Raw genomic sequence first — 18,533 nt, 5'->3', positions numbered from 1 at the left:
GGAGGATGGAAAATAAATTTATCATGCCGGGGTAGTAACGTTCAAAAATCCTGTCTCTTCTGCAGGGGGCAGACCATTTTGAGGAAGCATCTTGGAAATTATTACGAAACCCTTTATAAGATCGAAGGTTTGATTCAATGAGGTTGTGATGAGTACCTTTCCAATAGTTGTTTCATTTGACAAAAAATATTTGATACCGGCTCTTGTCACAATCAAGTCCATACTTGACCATTGCTCAGATACCAGCAGGATCGAGTTTTTTGTTTTATATCGGAATCTCGATACGACACTCATACGGCTCACAGAACAGGTTGTTGCCTCTTTTGGAAGCGTCATATCATTCATTGACTGTTCGTCTTTCATGGAAAGCCTGAATTTTGCCAATAATGAAAATCGGCCACTGGAGACTTATGTTCCTTTATTCATCCCGACGATTTTCAAGGGATATGAGAAGGTTCTGAGCATTGATGTTGACATGCTGGTGCGGGATGATGTGTTGAAAATCATCAACGAGATCCCTCAGAATAAAAAATTGGGAGGGGTTCGCTGTCTGATCCGTAATCATAGAAAATATGAAGATTTTGGAGATTTCAATAAATTCAGCCGTAACATGCTGGGAATAAACAACCCTTATTTTTATGTAAATAGCGGTCTCATTCTTTTCAATATGGACGCCATAACAGATGCAGATGCAGCTTACTGCATAGAGTGCATCAAGAAGAAATGGCTTTTTTATGATGAGTCAATACTCAATCATGTCTTTAAAGATTCTCTTCATCATTTCAGCCAGAGCTGGAACCTGTATGCAGAATATCTTCATACAAATTATCTTGAGTTTGAATATAGTATGCAGGAGCAGGTGAAGAAGGCGCAGGAGGATGCGTCAATTATCCATTATGTCGCTGATACCAAGCCCTGGGATCATCCGGCTCCTGACACGACTGATAAATACAGGCTGGAATATCGTGCCCTGGTGGCGGCGGTGAAGGATGAAATCAGGAATATCTTGCCCAGGACCATCTGTGGCGTCATGTGGAACAGGGTTGACAGAGCCTGACGGATGAATCCGGGGCTTATGTGAAGGGGAAAATTGGGGCGGTCCGGTCCGCAGGTATCTGTCAGTGTCCCGCCCCTCAGGGGTGGCGGGACACGGTTTTATTCAGGGCTGGCAGCCCAGCGTATTCATGTATTCTTTCATCCGTTCTACTTTCTCTTCTGAAGAGAAGCCCCAGAAATGAATGAGGCCAAGGCGCCTGTCATGCGTGGGGCCCTGATAGGCGGTGAATGACGTCAGGGCATTGGAATTGACCCCGTTCGTCTTGATGGCCAGATAGTTATAGGCCTCTTGGTCGGCCCAGCCATTGAATGAGCGCCCGAATTTGAAGACCAGATTGGTAACCAGATGGCGGATCTCATTGATGAAACGGCGGATTGTATCACTTTCCGTATTGGGGAAAAGGATTGTTCCCCCGTTGATGCCTGGTGTGAAGCGCCCCGGAATATCATCCATCGAGAACAGGGAGGATCCCACTGGAATGTGGGATTGTATCGGATGGAACTCTTCAGCCGGCGAACATATCTTGCCGCTTGAAAGACCACGGATCAGCAGGGGTTCCAGAGGATTGTCTATGATGATGTCCGGGTCCAGATACAGGAGCGGCTGATAACCTGCAAAAGTTTCCTTGTCCGTTATTTCGTATTTGGAGCAGACAAAGGAAAGGAAGTCCTGTGGGTACAGGTTGTGAATGATGAGGTTATCCGTATATTCTTTTTTCCCTTCAAAAAGATTGTCTATGTAGGCTTGGTCCTTGTCTGTCATGAGGATGATCGGCCCGGTGAATTTCCCCATTTTCCGCAGTGATACAACGCACATCTTGCATTGCTGCATGACGGATTCTTTATTGTAAGCCGTGATATAGACGGCAGGATTGTAGAAATAGAGCGTTTCACGCTTCCATCCGTCAAAATAGAGCGTGATGTTGTATTTGTTCCAGTATCTGAAAAGCTGATATCGCATGTCGACATCAAAATGGTTGATCTTCAGTTTGAAGACGTCAACGGCCTCGATGTCTTTCCCATCAATGATTGTCTGTGTTTTGGGAATGACCCACCTGTTGGTGAGGAGGTGCCTCAGTATGTCAATTTCTCTCTGCGAAAGCAGCAGGAAGCCTTCCCAGAAGGAGGGATGTTCCCTGGAAAAAGAAAGTGTATGACAGTCAAAGCACAGGAAAAGCCCGTTCTTGTCCCGCAGGTTCCAGACACGGACGTCAGAATTGAAGGTTATTTCGATATCGTCGACATGATAGGGGGCAATCTCTTCGCCCTGTGGGATGAATGTATAATTTGCGCCGACATCATCTTCGTGAAGTTCAAGAGCGAAAGCGTCGGTAGGGAAGTGGTCCTCCAGTTTGGAGCAATAAAGGGCTTTACTTGTGGCATCCTGTCGAACGATCTGGAAATCCCATGTTAGAAAATACCTTTTTTCACCCACTGTGTTAACCTCCGGAAACTCTTGGCGAAATTCCATATAGAAGGGACCTGTAGGAAAGTCTATCCATTTGATGCTATTTTAAATAAGTATTAGGCATAAATCATAAATAAGAAAATAACTTTTTCTTGAGTAAATAAAATACAAGAAATTGCCATGTAAGGCATTTTTCTCAATTTGATAAAAATGAAATAGATTTATAATAAAATAATTAATAGTTTAATCAAAATTTTAACTTTTTTCACTTCATATTTCACCGTTGTGGCAGGCTTTATTTTTATTGTACTTTGCAAGCCTGCCCCTTGATGTCTGCTTCAGTCTGTCTCGGCCAGCCCGACCATGCCGCGCCACTCCATTTCATCAAGCGTGCGAATGTTCAGCTCGTGGGCTTTTTTGGCTTTGGAGCCAGCTTTTTCTCCCAGTACGACCAGTGTCGTGCGACGGGAGACGCTGTCTGTCACCTGTGCGCCCAGACGTTCGGCAATGGCCTTGGCTTCGGCTCGGGACATGGTGGTGAGAGACCCCGTGAACACCATGACCTGACCAGCCAGAGGCGCTGGACCCTCATCATCAGCATCAGGACCGGTCTCCTCGCTGATGGTCAGGGAGGGGGTGAGATCATCCAGCGCAGCCCGGTTATGTTCCTCATCGAAGAAGGCGGCAACTTCTTCAGCAATGGCAGGGCCGATGCCCATGATGGCACTCAGGGCGGTCCGTTCTTCGCTTTCGGGCCTGATGGCTGCCAGCATCGCCGTATGCCAGACGGGAAAGCTCTGGTAGTGGCGGGCCAGAAGCTGGGCATTGCGCTCGCCAATGCGCCGGATGCCGAGCGCGTAGATGAAGCGGGGGAGGCTGATGGTCCGGCGGTCTTCAATGGCCTGAAGCAGGTTGTCGACCGACTGTGCCCCCCAGCCTTCCAGTTTCTGGAGGCGGTCCCGATGCTCGTGCAGGCGGAAAATGTCTCCCGGCCGCTGGACAAGCCCGAGGTCATGAAAACTGCGGATGCTGCGCTCTCCCAGCCCGTCAATGTCAAACGCTTTGCGGGAGACGAAATGGATGAGCCTTTCGACCGTCTGGGCCGGGCAGGTCAGGCCCCCGGAGCAGCGGCGGACCGCTTCATTGCCGATGCGTTCGGCATGGGCGTGGCAGACGGGGCAGTGATCGGGAAAATGGAAGGGGGCGGCCCGGTCCTGCCGGTCTGCATCCACGACGCCCAGTACCTGCGGGATGACATCCCCGGCTCGCTGGATGCGCACGAGGTCGCCGGGGCGGACATCCAGACGGCGGATTTCATCTTCATTATGCAGGGTGGCCCGGGATACGATGACACCGCCGACATTGATGGGTTCCAGATGCGCCACGGGGGTGAGGGCACCAGTCCGCCCCACCTGAATTTCAATCTCATTCAGTCGGGTGATGGCCTGTTCCGCCGGGAACTTCCATGCAATGGCCCAACGAGGGGCACGGCCTACAAAACCAAGGCGTGTCTGAAGGTCTATGGCGTCAATCTTGAAGACGATGCCATCAATGTCATAATCAAGGTCAGGCCGTTCCCTGGCCAGGGTCTCCACATAGGCAGGCACGTCACTGGCATGGTTTATGGCCCGGGAGAGTGGATTGACAGTGAATCCCCATGTTTTCAGCTGGTCCAGCCAGTCCGAATGGGTCTTGACGGTTATGCCGGTATTGTAACCCAGCCCGTAGGCGAACAGCCCCAGAGGGCGGCGGGCTGTGACAGAGGCGTCCAGCTGGCGGAGCGACCCGGCTGCGGCATTGCGTGGATTGGCAAAGGGCTTTTCGCCCCGCTCTTCCTGCTGTCTGTTGAGAGCCAGGAAGTCGGCCCGGCTCATGAAGATTTCGCCCCGGATTTCCAGCAGGTCAGGAAAAGGAGCGGGCAGGGTCTGGGGAATGGAGCTGATGGTCCGCACGTTGGCGGTGACATCCTCACCCGTCGTGCCATCGCCCCGGGTCGTGGCAACCGTCAGCTGGCCTTTTTCGTAGGTCAGGCTGATGGAAAGGCCGTCAATCTTGGGTTCGGCCACAAATTTCAGCCCGTCCGTCTGGGCCTCGTCAAGCCCGAGAAACCGGCCGATCCGGCTGACGAACTGGGTGAACTCCTCCTCGCTGAAGACGTTGTCCAGCGAGAGCATGGGGGCACGGTGCTTCACTTTGCCAAAGGCCGGATTGGGAGCAGCTCCGACCTGTGAGGAGACACCATCCCTGCGCTTCAGTTCCGGATGGCGGGCCTCCAGCATGACCAGCTCCAGCCGGGCATTGTCATACTCGGCATCGGAGACTTCGGGGTTGTCCTGTCCATGATAGGCTTCGTTCCAGCGGGCGATCTTTTCTTCCAGTTCGGCATGACGCTGGGCGGGGGTGGGGGTTCCGGTCATTTTTCTGCAGGTCCAAGAAGGCTGTCTGCCGCAGCACGGGCGGCATCGGTTACGGTGTCGCCAGCGAGCATGCGGGCCAGCTCCTCACGGCGTTCCTCATCTGTCAGCGGGGTGGCACTGGTCTGTGTCTGGTTGTTGACGACCTGCTTGGCAATGCGGAGCTGATGGTCTCCATAGGCCGCCACCTGCGGGCTGTGGGTGATGGCCAGCACCTGGACATCCCGTGCCACACGGTTCAGGCGTTCGCCAATGGCCGAGGCCGTGGCTCCGCCGACACCGGAATCCACTTCGTCGAAGACCAGCGTCGTGAGGGAGGAGCGGCCCGCCAGCACGACCTTGAGGGCCAGCATGAGGCGGGAGAGTTCCCCGCCGGATGCCACCTTGCCGAGCGGTCCCGGTGGCTGGCCGGGATTGGCGGCGATGAGGAAGGCCACCTGTTCCATGCCATGGCGGTTCCACTGCTCGGCAGGCAGAGGGGCCAGCTCGACGATGAAACGTGCCCGCTCCAGCTTGAGGGGGACCAGCTCGGCCATGACCCGTTTCTCGATCTGACGGGCGGCCTTGCTGCGGGCCGCACCCAGCTCCTGCGCAGCGGCTTCATAGGCGGCCCGGCTCTCACGGACCTGATCTTCCAGCCGGGCCAGGGCCTCTGCGCTGGAATCAATGCTGGCCAGCCGCTGGTTCAGCGTCTCGAGGAAGGAGGGCAGTTCACTGACGCTGATCTTGTGCTTGCGGGCTTCGGCCCTCAGGGTGAAAAGCCGTTCTTCCGTCTCTTCCAGCAGGCGGAAATCTACCGTGGTATCGACGGCCAGACGGGAGAGCAGGGTTTCGGCCTCGGCCAGATATTCCTCGGCCTTTTCCAGGGCCGTAAGGGCTTCCTGTGCCTGTTCCTGCTGGGCGGAGGGTGTTTCCTGCTCCTCGCTCTGTGCCCGGTCCAGTGGGGAGGGAAGCAGCCGGGAAAGGGCACGGTTGGCCGAACGGAGGGCATTGGCCGGTGTGGACGTCCGGCGGTCCCGGGGGGTCAGTTCGGCAAGGGCGGCAGCAACGGCCTCGCCCCGGCGTTCATCCTGCTGGAGCCGGACCCGCAGGGCGGCAAGCTCGTCCTCCTCGCCTTCTCGGGGAGCAAGGGCAGTAAGGTCTTCCGTGATCTGCCGCAGCCAGTCTTCTTCCTTGCTGGCCTCTTCAACATCCTTCCGGGCCTTGTTCAGGCTGCGCAGGGCGTTCTGCCAGTCATCCCAGCAGCGGGCGACCTGCTGGCGGAGCTGCTGTGGCACACCAAAAGCATCCAGAAGGGTCTGGTGGGCACTCTGGTTTGCCAGTCCCATCTGCTCATGCTGGCCCTGTATCTCCACGAGCAGCGAGGCCACTTCCCGCAGGACACTGATGCCGATGGGCTGGTCGCAGATATAGGCACGGGAGCGCCCCTCTTTCGTGACGATCCGTCGCAATACCAGAGGTTCGCCTTCTTCGATGGAGGCGATGTCCTTGTTGTGAAGCAGGCCATAGACGGGATGCCCCTTGTGCAGCTCGAAAACGGCCGTCACGCTGCTCTGGGTCGCTCCAGCACGGATGATGCGGCTGCTGGTCCGCTCCCCCAGGGCGAGGCCGAGACTGTCCAGCAGGATGGACTTGCCAGCCCCGGTTTCTCCCGTCAGGGCTGTCAGACCACCATGGAAGGGGAGGTCCAGTTTTTCTATCAGAACGACATCACGGATGGAGAGATGTGTCAGCATGGGTGCAGCCTCCAGAACCGGCAGAAGCAGTCGGATTGGGCTTCTGTTGTGGTTTGCAGAAAATGCGGTGTCCGATAGTCAGAAAGAAACAGGCCCAGTGCAAGAGGCTGCACGGGCCGGACAAGGGCAAACGATGTGAAGTCGGAAGATTCCGGCTCCACATGCTGCTTTTCAGTAATGGTTACGGCATGCAGGTCACAATATCCCAGAGGGGGTTACCGTGTTTTCTTTCCGCCAGCCTGCTGGTTGGCGCCTGGGGCTGCCGTTGATGGTACCGGGGGAATCTCGACGGAGGCCACCGGCGCCGACTGTGTTGTGGACACAGGCTGCACGATGACGGAATCCGGGGAAACAGGTGCCTTGGCCTGCACAGGCGGTGCCGCACCGTCACGGTGTTTTCTTGAGCGCCTCTCATGCTTTTTCTGGGCATGGGACGGCTTGGGCAGCTGCGGCGTGAGCTGATGGTTGTATTTCAGCTTGTTGTAGGCGAGGCGGTACCAGCGGCTGTCAGGCGCATTATAGCCGAGGACAGCTGCTGCCTGACGGGCTTCATCAGGCAATCCCAGGGCCAGATTGACCTCAACCAGACGTTCCAGCGCTTCCGGCACATGGTTGGTGGTCTGGAAGTCCTGGATGACCCGCTGGTAACGGCCATAAGCTGCCTGATAGTCTTTTTCCCGCTGATAGTAACGGCCCACATACATCTCCTTGCCGGCCAGATGGTCACGGCAGAGGTCGATCTTCAGCTGGGCATCCCGGGCGTAAGAGGTCTGGGGGAAGCGGGTGATGACTTCCTGAAGAGCATCCATGGCTTCCAGCGTGCCGAGCTGGTCACGGGACACATCACCGATCTGCTCATAATAGCACAGGCCCCGCAGATAGTAGGCGTAGGCAGCATCCGGGCTTGTAGGGTGGAGCTGGAGATAGCGCTCCAGCTGCTGGACGGACAGCGCATACTCACCCTGAAGGTAGTAAGCGTAGCCTTCCATCAGTTCGGCACTGCCCGTATAGCCGGAATAGGGGAAATTCTGCTGGAGAAGCTCGAATTCACTGCTGGCCAGCTTGTAATGCCCGCCATGAAGAGCGTCGATCCCGTAGTTGTAGAGGGTCTCGGCATCCGCCGTGCGTGGCAGCTTTGCCTGTATGTCGGCGTCGGAGCTGGAGCAGCCCGAAAGAAGGGCAAGTCCGAGCAATGCCGGGGCCCCAAGGGCAGGGAGACGGAAACGGGATGGGATCATGTGGAATTTCAGGATGCTGCTGACCATGATTTTCTTATAGCATGGGAGTGTTCAGGGGAAAGGGGGTTCTTGCTCTCTGGCCTGATATTCTCAGCCGGGAGAGGGCATGACAGGCGGGCTGCCATCGGAGAACCGCCAGTTTTCGGTGGACGCAAAAAGAGCATGCAGAAGCTGGCTGTTCAGCGCATGGCCTGTCCTGTGTCCCTCAAAACGGGCTGAAAGCCGGAACCCGGTACAGTACAGGTCGCCTACCGTATCCAGCATCTTGTGGCGGACACATTCATTATCGAACCGTAGTCCGCCGGGGTTCAGGACACGATCATGCTGGATGACCAGCGCATTGTCGAGTGATCCGCCTAATGCCAGTCCCTGCGCCTGGAGGGCGTCAATATCCTGATGGTTTACGAAGGTCCGGCAGGGAGCGATTTCTTGGGCGAATGTCTCTTGGGACAAGACCATCTGGAACGACTGCTGCCCGATGGCAGGGGCGGGGAAGTCGATGTTGACGGAGAGGTCGAGTGTGTCGGGCTGATGGGCGGGGAGAAGGCTGGCATGAGCACCGTGCCGCCCTTCCACATGAACTGGGCGAAGCACTTCAATGCTGCGGCGGGGGGCCGCCTGGCCGCTGCGGCCAGCTTCCTCAAGAAGAGACATGAATCTTCTGGAGCATCCATCCAGAATGGGTAGTTCCGGCCCATCCAGCTGGATCAGAAGGTTGTCCACTTCGCAGGCATGAAGAGCAGCCATGAGATGCTCTATGGTAGCGACTGTCAGCCCCGGTGTAAGGGGAGAAGCGGCCACCGTGGCCAGAGGGCTGGAAATGATGCAGTCATGCGTCAGGCGGAAGGCGGGGGTGTCTGCCATATCCAGCCGCTGGAGCCTGATGCCTGTATCCGGCGCTGCCGGGACAAGGCGGACCGTGGCAGGCCTGCCACTGTGGAGGCCCCACCCCTGGCAATGGACGGCCTGCTCCAGTGTGGTCTGTGCCTGCTGTAGGTGGGCTGTATTCTGGAGGGGCGGCTGATGAGGCCGACAGCATGTGGTCTCTGGCATGAGGGCAGGTGCTCGGGCATGGGCGACCTTACCCGGTGAGGCAGGACGCTTTCCCCCATGGGGGAGGTGGATGAAGCCCCCTGCCCGCAGGGGAACCGGGGCTTTAATCAGACCCGGTTACTTCGGGCCACGGCGCAGATAGGTGGGAATGCTCAGCTCGTCATCCTCGGCAGGTGGGGTGACGCTGTCATGCTGCGGTTTCCGCTCATCAGTCGCAGCGTGTGTATCCCGGCGCTCCTGTTCTGGCGAAGGACGGGTACGGAAGAAGCGGCTGAACAGCCCACCGCCCGTTTGCCCGGTCTCCTCCCGTGGGCGGATCGGCTCCGATACCGTGGGGGCAGAAGCCTGCTGGTTCGGGCCGAGATGAGGGTCGTAATTGGGAAGAGGCGATGCCTCCCCGGCTGGCTGGCCTGCTCCTTCGGGGGCAGGGTCGTGTTCCGGGGCTTCTTCGTTCTGCCCGGTGTCTCCTGCGGAGGCAGTTGGATGCTCCGCTGCCTGGTCCGTGTCCGGTGTGTGGGCCACGGTTTCAGCGGGGGCATGAGGCTGGACTTCGACCGGTTCCTCCTCGGAGGCTTCATGGCGTCTCCGGCCATTCAGCCCCGTGGCGATCACGGAAACCTGCACCTTGCCTTTCATGTTCTCATTGACGACGAAACCGCTGTTGATTTCTTCGTCTTCGCAGTTTGCCGTCTCACGGATGAGATTCATGATCTGGTTATAGGCCAGCAGGCTCATGTCCGGACCGAGCGTGACGTTGACAAGAAGTGCCCGTGCCCCGGCAATGGTGGTTTCCTCCAGCAGCGGGTTGGAAATGGCCCGCTCGGCGGCGGTGATGGCCCAGTCTTCACCATCTTCCTCGGCCGATGCCATGCCAATGCCCATCATGGCCTTGCCCATGCCACTCATGACGGTACGGACATCGGCAAAGTCAAGATTCTGATACCCGGCTTCCACCATTAGGTCCGTCACGCTGCGGACACCACTGTACAGGACGTCATCCGCCATGGCGAAGGCTTCGACCAGCGAGGTTGTCAGCGAGGCGCTGCCGAAGAGGTTCTGGTTGGGGATGACCAGCAGCGTGTCCACGTATTTTTCCAGCTCGGCAATACCGGCTGCGGCAGCCCGGCTACGGCGGGAGCCTTCAAAATCGAAGGGTTTGGAGACGACGCCGATTGTCAGGGCACCGACTTCATGGGCGATCCGTGCCACGACGGGGGCTGCTCCCGTGCCGGTGCCGCCACCCATTCCGGCCGTGACGAATACGAGATCAACCCCTTCCAGATGCTGGCGGATTTCATCTTCTACTTCCTCGGCTGACTGGCGGCCGACTTCCGGCTTGGCTCCGGCCCCCAGGCCACGCGTGAGGGTCGGGCCGAGCTGGAGGCGCGTTTCAGCCTTGGAGAGAGCCAGCTGCTGGGCATCGGTGTTGGCGGCGATGAAAGTCACTCCACGCAGCTTGCCGTCGATCATGTTGTTGACGGCGTTGACCCCGCCACCACCAACCCCGATGACAGTGATGCGCGGGGGACTGACAGCACTAACACCAGGGGTCGTTGGGGTCAGGTTCAGTGACATAACGGTCTCGCTTCGGCCAGGGTGGACATTATAGATTGGTCTTTGGAAGACAGATTTACGGGCAGGGTAGCATCTGGAGAGAAATATGTAATGCTAAATATCGGGTATTGTGCCTGTTTATGACTTCCGGCGCAGGAAATTGGCAAAGCGCCAGGCAATGCCTCGTGGGGCTGCTTCATGTTCCGCAAGGCAGAAGCGGTCTCTGGCCCCGGCTGCCCAGGCGAGAAGACCGGCGGCGGTGGAGAATCCCGCCCATATGGAGGGATGATCCGATTCCGGCAGTCCCCGTATGGTGGCTGGAGACCGGACCTGCACAGGCCGGTTCAGGATCTCGGCAGCCACGGCATCAATGCCGTTCAGCAGGGCGCCTCCGCCCGTCAGGATGACACGTCCTTCCGCCGGGCGCCCGAGGCCGGCACCGTCCAGCTCGTAGCGGAGCATTTCCAGCGTTTCCTCGACACGGGGGGCGATGGCCCGGACCAGATCGGCCCGGGTGATCTGCCGGACAATGTTGCGATGTGAGACAGGCAGGGCGATGGGAATGGATGTGTCATCAGCCGAGGCATAGGCGACCCCGTAAAGGGTTTTGAGCCGTTCTGCTGTTTCAAGCTGGATGGACAGGGATTGAGCAATGTCCCGGGTGATGTGATCGCCGCCAACCCTGATATGCCGTGTATAGAGCACCCGCCCACGGGCGAAGACGGCAAGGGTTGTCGTGCCCGCTCCCATGTCAACGACGGTCACCCCGAGGTCACGCTCATCATGGTCCAGCACAGCAAGGCCGGAGGCAATGGGGTTGGACAGCAGGTCCACGGCCCGCAGCTCGGCCTTGCGCAGGACAGCATCCAGCGTGTGGAGGGCACTCGTCTGGGCATCCACGATGTGGAACTTGCCCACCAGTCTCTCGCAGCGTTGCCCGCAGGGGTTGAGGACCGTGAGGGTCTCATCGATATTGAAACCCAGCGGCATGGCCTGGACGATCCTGCGGTCATGCTCGGTTGCCTCGTGGCGGGCCTGCCCATAGAGGTGGAGAATGTCGTCCTCGGTCACCTCACGCCCGTTGGAGGCCAGAAAGGTATCCACGTGATAGCTGCGGGGGGTTCCGCAGGCGAGATTGACGGTCACATCCCTGATGCGGCGGCTGATTTTCCGTTCGGCATCGCCCACTGTCGCCCGGATGACACGCTCCAGCTGGATGGTGTCCACGATGGCCCCGGAATTCACTCCTTCGGAGCGTCGCCAGCCCCAGCTCAGGACACGCAGACCACCATTTTTCAGTCCCTGGCCAATCAGGCAGGTGGTTTTGGTGGAGCCAATGTCCAGAACGGCCTTGAGCCCCGGCGTCCAGACAAAGCCCTGCTGTTCTTCTGACGGGAGAATGGGAAGAACGGCCCGCTTCTGCTGGGGAGCGGGCGGATAATGCCGGGACGGTGAAACGGAACGGGACATAGGGATCAGTTTTCAGATGGCGGCGTTGCAGGCGGAGCCTCCTGATCGGCTCCCTGAGGCGTGGCAGGGTGAATGACCATACGGTCGGATAGCCGCATGTCAATGGTTTTCAGGGGGCGGTCCAGGAGCTGGTAATCGTTCTGGTAATCATGCAGACGGGAGAGAGCGGCGCTTTCTGCTCCCTCCGGGAGCATGAGGGTCGTACCGTTCTGCATGAGGATGTTCCAGCGCCGCTGCCCGATGCGGATGAGGGCCAGCGTATGGCTGTTGATATCGGGAAACTGGTCGAGCAGGGTGATGATGGCATTTGCCTCCAGGTTGGCACCTGCGCCGACAACAAGGGGAAGCTTGCGGAAGACCGAACTGTTTTTGGCTGTCAGTTCCTGACGTGAGACAGTGTCTCCTTTCTGGTTGATAAGGACGAAATGGCCTTCCATCTGCCAGATGGCGATGGGATTCTTTTCCTCCACGGTGATGTTGATCGTGTCCGGCAGGTGGCGCTCGACCGTGGAATGCTCGATGAAAGGCAGCTCATCAATGCGCTGGCGTGCCGCCTCCACGGAGAAGCTGAAAAGCGAGTGGTTCAGGCCTGTCCCCAGCGCCTCCATGATGTCGCTCTCATCCGTCAGGCGCCGCCCCGTGATGACGATGTGCTGGATCTTCAGCGGGTCCAGCGCAGACAGGCGGGTGCGCAGGCTGTCTGCCAGCCTGTGTCCCCCCTGGCTGCTCCAGGCCAGCCAGCCAGCTCCAGCCATCAGGAAACAGACGAGCCCCAGAATGCTGAGCCGCCGCAGGATGGCCTTCTGCCGCTGCCAGAAGAGGGACATGCTGGAGGGGCGGTCCCCGTAAGGGTCCACGGGGGCCTGGGGGCGTTTCCTGAAGAAGGACATCATGGGCCGTCAGCGGGCTCAGGCTGGGGCACCGGATGGAGGGAGAGGGGCTCCGCCCGCCCCAGGGCATCCATCACCAGCCAGTGGCAGAGCAGGGGATAGCTCACCCCACGGGCGGCGGCCTGTTCTGGCAGCAGGGATGTGGCCGTCATGCCCGGCTGGGTGTTGACCTCCAGAATGACGAGTTCGCCCTTATCACCATCATAGCGGTAGTCGGTCCGGCTGGCGCCCCGGCATCCCAGTGCCTGATGGGCCCTCCGGGCCAGTGTGAGGGCCTGGTCCGTGATGTCTGCTGGCAGGGGAGCGGGGATGACATGGCGGGAGCCATTGGCCTGATATTTGGCCGCAAAATCGTAGAAACCACCGCTCTCTGGCGTGAGGATTTCCGTAACGGCGAGGGCCTCGTCGCCCAGTACCGCAACGGTCAGCTCACGCCCGGGGATGAAACGCTCGGCCAGAATCTGGGGGCCGAAGGTCCATGACCCGGCAATGGCATGGCGTTTTGCGGCATCATCTTCATGGAGAATATGGACACCGACGGATGAGCCTTCCGCCACGGGCTTCAGAACGTAGGGGGCCGGCAGGGGGGCCCGTTCCTTCAGTTCGTCTGGCGTGATGAGGCAGCCTTCTGCAACGGGGAGACCGGCGGCCTGAAGGGCCATGCGGGTGCTGGCCTTGTTCATGGCGATGGCAGAAGCCAGAATCCCGGAATGGGTATAGGGCAGGCCCAGCCATTCCAGAACGCCCTGAATGGCCCCGTCTTCCCCGCCAGGACCGTGCAGGGCATTGAAGACGGCATCCGGTTTGCAGGCTTTCAGGGCCTCGATGGTGGCGGTGATGTCCGGCCCGGCATCAATGGCATGGACATGGTGCCCGGCCTGTTTCAGGGCCTCCATGACGGCCCTGCCGCTGGACAGGCTGACGCTGCGCTCGCTGGAGGTTCCTCCCATCAGAACGGCGATGGAAAGAGGTGTGGGTGTGGGAAGAATGGTCTTGTCTGTCATGCCCGGATGTTTCCTTGTCAGGAAGGGGAGGCGGGAGAAAGGGAACGGCCCAGCCGTCTGATCTCCCAGTGCAGGGTGATGCCGCTGCTGTCCAGCACACGGGCACGGACCATCTCGCCCAGCTCTTCCAGCTCCGTGCTGGTGGCGTCGCCCGTATTGAGCATGAAATTGCAGTGCTTCTCGCTGATCTGTGCGCCACCGTGCCGCAGCCCCCGGCATCCGGCGGCATCGATCAGCTCCCAGGCCCTGTGTCCTTCGGGGTTGCGGAAGGTGGAGCCGCCTGTCCGGGCCCGCAGGGGCTGGCTGGCCTCACGGCTGGCCCGCATTTCCTGCATTGTCTGCTGGATGGTGGCGGGGTCTTCCGCACCGTGGGCTTTCAGGCGGGCACGCAGCACGATGCTGCCTTCCGGCAGGGAGCTGTGACGGTACCGCATCTCCAGTGCCGGGGCGGGCAGACGCTGGATGGTGCCCTCACGGGTGAGGATTTCCACCCAGTCGAGCAGGGTGGAGAGGTCACCCCCATAGGCTCCGGCATTCATGCAGACGGCTCCACCAATGGAGCCGGGAATGGTGGAGAGGAAGGCGAAACCGGCCATGCCTGCCTGCGCCGCCGTTTCTGCCACGCTGCTGTCCAGTGCGGCGGCTCCGGCGATCAGCCCGTCTCCATCCGTTTCAATGTTGGCAAAACCACCGGCCAGACGGATGGTCAGCCCGGGCAGCCCTCCATCACGGATGATGACGTTTGAGCAGGCTCCAAGGACCGTCACGGGCAGGTCGGACGGGCACTGGCGCAGGGCCGTGGCGAGGTCTTCGGCATCCTGCGGCACGAAGAGCCAGTCGGCGGCCCCGCCCGTGCGGAACCAGCTGCGGGCGGCCAGCGGGGCCTGTTCCTTCAGCCGTCCCCGTGCCTGCTGGAAAGGTGCAGCCGTGGTCATGGTGCGTCCTTTCTGAGGCTGTCCAGCTGCTCGGGGAGGGCCTGTGCCCAGTGGGTGATGGACCCTGCCCCCAGACAGAGGACATAGTCACCCGGCACGGCCACGTCGGCGATGACGCTGGCCAGATCATCCGGCGAGGCGAGGGACAGGACATGGCGGTGCCCACGGTCCCGCAGCCCTTCGACGAGCTGATCCCGTCCGATGCCCTCGATCGGGTTTTCTCCGGCGGCATAAACGTCCGCCACGATGACGGTGTCCGCATCATTCATGCAGGTGCAGAAATCATTGAACAGTGCACTGAGGCGGGAATAGCGGTGCGGCTGGATGACGGCAATGACATGCCCGGCACCGGCCTGCCGGGCCGCTTTCAGCACGGCGGCAATTTCAACGGGATGATGGCCGTAATCATCAATGATCTTCACGTCATTCCATGTGCCGGTCAGGGTGAAGCGACGCTGCACGCCCCGGAAGCCGCCAAGCGCATCGGCGATGACATGATCGGGGATTTCCATTTCCTGCGCCACGGCGATGGCCGCCACGGCATTGAGGACATTGTGGTGCCCGAACATGGGCAGATGGAACGGTCCGGCCAGACGCTGGCTGCTGGTCGTCCTGTCCGTGATGGTGACGTTGAAGGTCACGCCCTGGCTGTCCGTGCCGGTGATTTCCGCCCGGACATCCGCCTGCGGGCTGAAACCATAGGTGACGACGCGGTGATCGGAGAGCTGGGGGATCATCTGCTGCACCCGGGGATGATCCACGCAAAGGACGGCGAAGCCGTAGAAGGGGATGTTGGAGACGAACTGCCGGTATCCGGCCTCCATCGCCTCATCGGAGCCCCAGTGATCCAGATGCTCGGGGTCCATGTTGGTGACAACAGCAATGATGGCAGGGAGACGGAGGAAGGAGCCATCGCTCTCATCCGCTTCCACGACCATCCAGTCGCCGGACCCCATGCGGGTATTCGTGCCGTAGGCCTCGATGATGCCACCATTGATGACGGTCGGGTCCAGCTTGGCCTGTTCCAGCACGCAGGCCACGAGGCTGGTCGTGGTGGTCTTGCCGTGTGTCCCCCCGATGGCCACGGCCCAGCGCAGGCGCATCAGCTCTGCCAGCATCTCCGCCCGCCGGACGACGGGGATGAGCCGGGCACGGGCGGCCATGACCTCCGGATTGTCCCGTTTTACGGCGGTGGAGATGACGACGACCCGTGCTTCCCCCAGATTGGCCTCATCATGGCCGATATGAACGTGGATGCCTGATTTCCGCAGACGCTTCACGTTGGCATTCTCGGCAATGTCGGACCCCTGAACCTTGTAGCCGAGCATGTGCAGCACCTCGGCAATGCCGGACATGCCGATGCCGCCAATGCCAACGAAGTGGATCAGACCAAGGTTGAGAGGTAATGCACGCATCAGGGGAACTCCGGCGGGGGTGGGATGAAGGGAGGGCAGATAATCAGGCTTTGATGGTCGTTTCAACCAGATCAGCCAGTTTTTCGGCAGCACGGCGCTGCTGGAGATTGCGGGCGCCTTCCGCAGCCCGTGCCAGCTCGTCAGGATGGCTGAAGAGGTGGGTCAGGTGCGTGCAGAGTGCTGATGAGGAGAAGTCACGCTGCCGGACCATCCAGCCACCACCGGCCCGTTCCATTGCCTGTGCGTTGACACCCTGCTCATCAGAGGCGGCAATGGGCAGCGGGACAAGGATGGAAGGGCGGCCTGCCATGGCCAGCTCCGCAATGGATGAACCACCGGCCCGCCCGATGACGAGATGGGCTTTCTTCAGTTCAGCTGCCACATCCTCGATGAAAGGCGTGACCGTGGCCTTTATGCCGACCTGCGCATAGATGCCGGACAGGGCAGGGACCATCTCCTCATGGGCCTGCTGGGTTACATGCAGCCGGGTCCGCAGCCCAGGGGGCAGGTTGCACAGGGCCTGCGGCACGATGGAGCTGAAAATCTGTGCCCCCAGTGATCCACCCCAGACAAGCAGATGGATCGGCTCCTCGCTGAACAGGCTCGGGCTGACATAGGGTTCATCGGCCAGAGCTTCGATGGCAGGGCGGACTGGCATCCCTGTCTGCATGACCTTCCGGCCTGCGGGCAGACGGGCCACCCGGGGGTAGGATGTGGCAATGGCATCGCTGAACCGGGCGAGGAGGGCATTGGCCTGCCCGAGGATGGCATTGCCTTCATGGATGATGAGGGCAGGGCGTTTACCCAGACGCAGGCGACTGCCGAGAAGGGGAGGAATGGAAGGATAGCCGCCAAAGCCGACTACGGCGGCGGGCCGGTATCTGGCAACAATCTGGCGCCCGCCAAGGCAGCTCCAGAGAAGCTGGCCGATCCCCTTGAGTTTGTCGATGGGCTTTTTACCAGCCACGCCACTGCTTTTGAGGACATAGCGGGGGCTGTCCGCAAATACGCTCAGTCCGGCCCTGCTGTTGCGGGCATCCGTTACGAGGATGGTCTGGTGACCACGGCGCTGGAGTTCTGCCCCCAGTGCCTCAGCCGGGAAGAAGTGCCCCCCGGTACCGCCGGCGGCAATGAGAATTGGTGCTTGTTTCATCAGATGTGATCCTTCCGGGATGACATGGTCAGACGTGGGGCTGTTTCAGCAGGGGATGGCGGCGGCGTAAAGGGGCCTTCCTCTACACGGTGGCGGGTCAGTGCCAGGGCCATGCCGATGGTCAGGGCAACGGAAAGGGCCGAGCTGCCCCCGTAGGAGATGAAAGGCAGTGTCATGCCCTTTGTGGGGATCAGATGCAGGGAGGAGCCCATGTTGACAAAGGCCTGAAGGCCGAAGCCGGTGATCAGGCCGCTGGCAGAGAGAATGATGTAGGGTTTCTTTTCTTCCAGCAGGCGGTTGAGAGTGGAGAAAACCAGCATGGTGAAAACGGCAATGATGAACAGGCACATCACGAAGCCATATTCCTCTCCGGCAACGGAGAAGACGAAGTCGGCATGGGCATCGGGCAGCAGGTCCTTTACCCGGCCTTCACCCGGTCCCCGGCCCAGCAGTCCCCCATTGCCAAAAGCCCGCATGGAGGTATCGATCTGGTAATGGTCCCCCACATCAGGATGCAGGAAGCGCTGCACGCGGGAATGGACGTGCTCGAACACCATATAGGCTATCCCGAACGCTCCAAGCGCTGCCGAGACCAGTATGCCGAATACGATGATGGGCAGGCCGTCGATGAAGAGCTGGGTGATGAAGACCATGCTGATGACCGAGAGCATCCCGATATCCGGCTGGGCCTGAAGCAGGGCTGCAATGACGAGATAGACCCCGCATGCCACCAGTCGCCCCGGGAACCGCCAGCCATTGGAAAGTCTCAGCGTATGACGGAGGCTCAGCAGCAGGCCGGTCACGACGGCAAAGCAGGGTTTCAGGAATTCAGAAGGCTGGACGGACATGAGGGGCAGGGCGATCCAGCGTCTGGCCCCCTTGATCTCCATGCCGTGAACAAGCGTCATGAATGTGGCGCCCAGTGCCACGATCCCCCCCATGACGGCAATCCGCCCGATCGTGCGGGGGGTCAGCCGGGATGTCACGACGACGACGGCACTGGCAAGGGCCAGAAAGACCACCTGCTTGAGGATGAACATGTTCCGGGAGGCCCCGATGCGGTGAGCCACGGCGGGGCTGGCAGCCAGCATGAGGATGTACCCCAGGGCGACCAGTATTCCGACGCAGCTCAGGCTGACATGATCAAGGCTACGCCACCACTGGGCCTTCCGGGAGCTGTCTGACCTGTCGGAGAGTGCCATGATGT

General features: G+C 59.6%; 14 protein-coding genes. 1 reads left to right on the top strand and 13 read right to left on the bottom strand.

The window, feature by feature from the left end; translation table 11 throughout:
- Positions 1–148: 148 nt before the first annotated feature.
- A complete protein-coding gene (locus DTJ15_RS05240) occupies positions 149–1,057 on the top strand; it encodes a glycosyltransferase (RefSeq protein ID WP_086431481.1) in 909 nt (302 codons plus the stop codon).
- A gap of 102 nt (positions 1,058–1,159) precedes the next feature.
- Here DTJ15_RS05240 and DTJ15_RS05235 read toward each other — a convergent pair whose 3' ends face one another.
- The 13 genes from DTJ15_RS05235 to DTJ15_RS05175 all read right to left on the bottom strand — a co-directional run bounded on the left by DTJ15_RS05235 (position 1,160) and on the right by DTJ15_RS05175 (position 18,528).
- A complete protein-coding gene (locus DTJ15_RS05235; RefSeq protein ID WP_249109574.1) occupies positions 1,160–2,491 on the bottom strand; it encodes a hypothetical protein in 1,332 nt (443 codons plus the stop codon).
- A gap of 311 nt (positions 2,492–2,802) precedes the next feature.
- Positions 2,803–4,881: an NAD-dependent DNA ligase LigA gene (ligA, locus tag DTJ15_RS05230; protein ID WP_249109573.1), complete on the bottom strand. Its 2,079-nt coding sequence runs from the start codon at positions 4,879–4,881 to the stop codon at positions 2,803–2,805.
- Complete coding sequence (gene recN, locus DTJ15_RS05225; protein WP_043559825.1) at positions 4,878–6,614, bottom strand: DNA repair protein RecN; 1,737 nt, start codon at positions 6,612–6,614, stop codon at positions 4,878–4,880. The genes ligA and recN overlap by 4 nt, the downstream gene beginning before the upstream one ends.
- Before the next feature lie 215 nt (positions 6,615–6,829).
- Positions 6,830–7,852: an outer membrane protein assembly factor BamD gene (locus tag DTJ15_RS05220; RefSeq protein WP_227656569.1), complete on the bottom strand. Its 1,023-nt coding sequence runs from the start codon at positions 7,850–7,852 to the stop codon at positions 6,830–6,832.
- 90 nt (positions 7,853–7,942) lie between these two features.
- Entirely contained in the window at positions 7,943–8,905 is a 963-nt protein-coding gene (gene lpxC / locus DTJ15_RS05215) for a UDP-3-O-acyl-N-acetylglucosamine deacetylase (RefSeq protein ID WP_249109571.1), read from the bottom strand.
- Positions 8,906–9,022: 117 nt separating this feature from the next.
- Positions 9,023–10,480, bottom strand: coding sequence for a cell division protein FtsZ (gene ftsZ, locus DTJ15_RS05210; RefSeq protein ID WP_249109570.1), 1,458 nt, complete (start codon positions 10,478–10,480; stop codon positions 9,023–9,025).
- Between the two features lie 117 nt (positions 10,481–10,597).
- Positions 10,598–11,929 carry a cell division protein FtsA gene (gene ftsA / locus DTJ15_RS05205; protein WP_052349029.1) on the bottom strand — a complete coding sequence of 444 codons (1,332 nt, stop codon included), beginning with the start codon at positions 11,927–11,929 and terminating at the stop codon, positions 10,598–10,600.
- Between the two features lie 5 nt (positions 11,930–11,934).
- On the bottom strand, positions 11,935–12,822 hold the full coding sequence (locus DTJ15_RS05200; RefSeq protein ID WP_052349030.1) for a cell division protein FtsQ/DivIB: 888 nt from the start codon (positions 12,820–12,822) through the stop codon (positions 11,935–11,937).
- Positions 12,819–13,823 carry a D-alanine--D-alanine ligase gene (locus DTJ15_RS05195; protein WP_052349031.1) on the bottom strand — a complete coding sequence of 335 codons (1,005 nt, stop codon included), beginning with the start codon at positions 13,821–13,823 and terminating at the stop codon, positions 12,819–12,821. The genes DTJ15_RS05200 and DTJ15_RS05195 overlap by 4 nt, the downstream gene beginning before the upstream one ends.
- A gap of 17 nt (positions 13,824–13,840) precedes the next feature.
- Positions 13,841–14,758, bottom strand: a complete 918-nt coding sequence (gene murB, locus DTJ15_RS05190; RefSeq protein WP_249079691.1) for a UDP-N-acetylmuramate dehydrogenase — start codon at positions 14,756–14,758, stop codon at positions 13,841–13,843.
- Positions 14,755–16,173 (bottom strand): UDP-N-acetylmuramate--L-alanine ligase, encoded by a 1,419-nt coding sequence (murC, locus tag DTJ15_RS05185; protein WP_043559835.1) that lies wholly within the window; start codon positions 16,171–16,173, stop codon positions 14,755–14,757. Before murC ends, murB begins: the two co-directional genes overlap by 4 nt.
- Before the next feature lie 43 nt (positions 16,174–16,216).
- A complete protein-coding gene (murG, locus tag DTJ15_RS05180) occupies positions 16,217–17,326 on the bottom strand; it encodes an undecaprenyldiphospho-muramoylpentapeptide beta-N-acetylglucosaminyltransferase (protein WP_249109569.1) in 1,110 nt (369 codons plus the stop codon).
- Positions 17,326–18,528, bottom strand: a complete 1,203-nt coding sequence (locus tag DTJ15_RS05175; protein ID WP_249085562.1) for an FtsW/RodA/SpoVE family cell cycle protein — start codon at positions 18,526–18,528, stop codon at positions 17,326–17,328. The genes murG and DTJ15_RS05175 overlap by 1 nt, the downstream gene beginning before the upstream one ends.
- Between the last annotated feature and the right edge of the window lie 5 nt (positions 18,529–18,533).

This window comes from Parasaccharibacter sp. TMW 2.1891 (genome assembly GCF_023337675.1).
GTDB classification, from domain to species: Bacteria; Pseudomonadota; Alphaproteobacteria; order Acetobacterales; family Acetobacteraceae; genus Bombella; species Bombella apis.
This window is presented reverse-complemented; position numbering and strand designations above follow the sequence as displayed.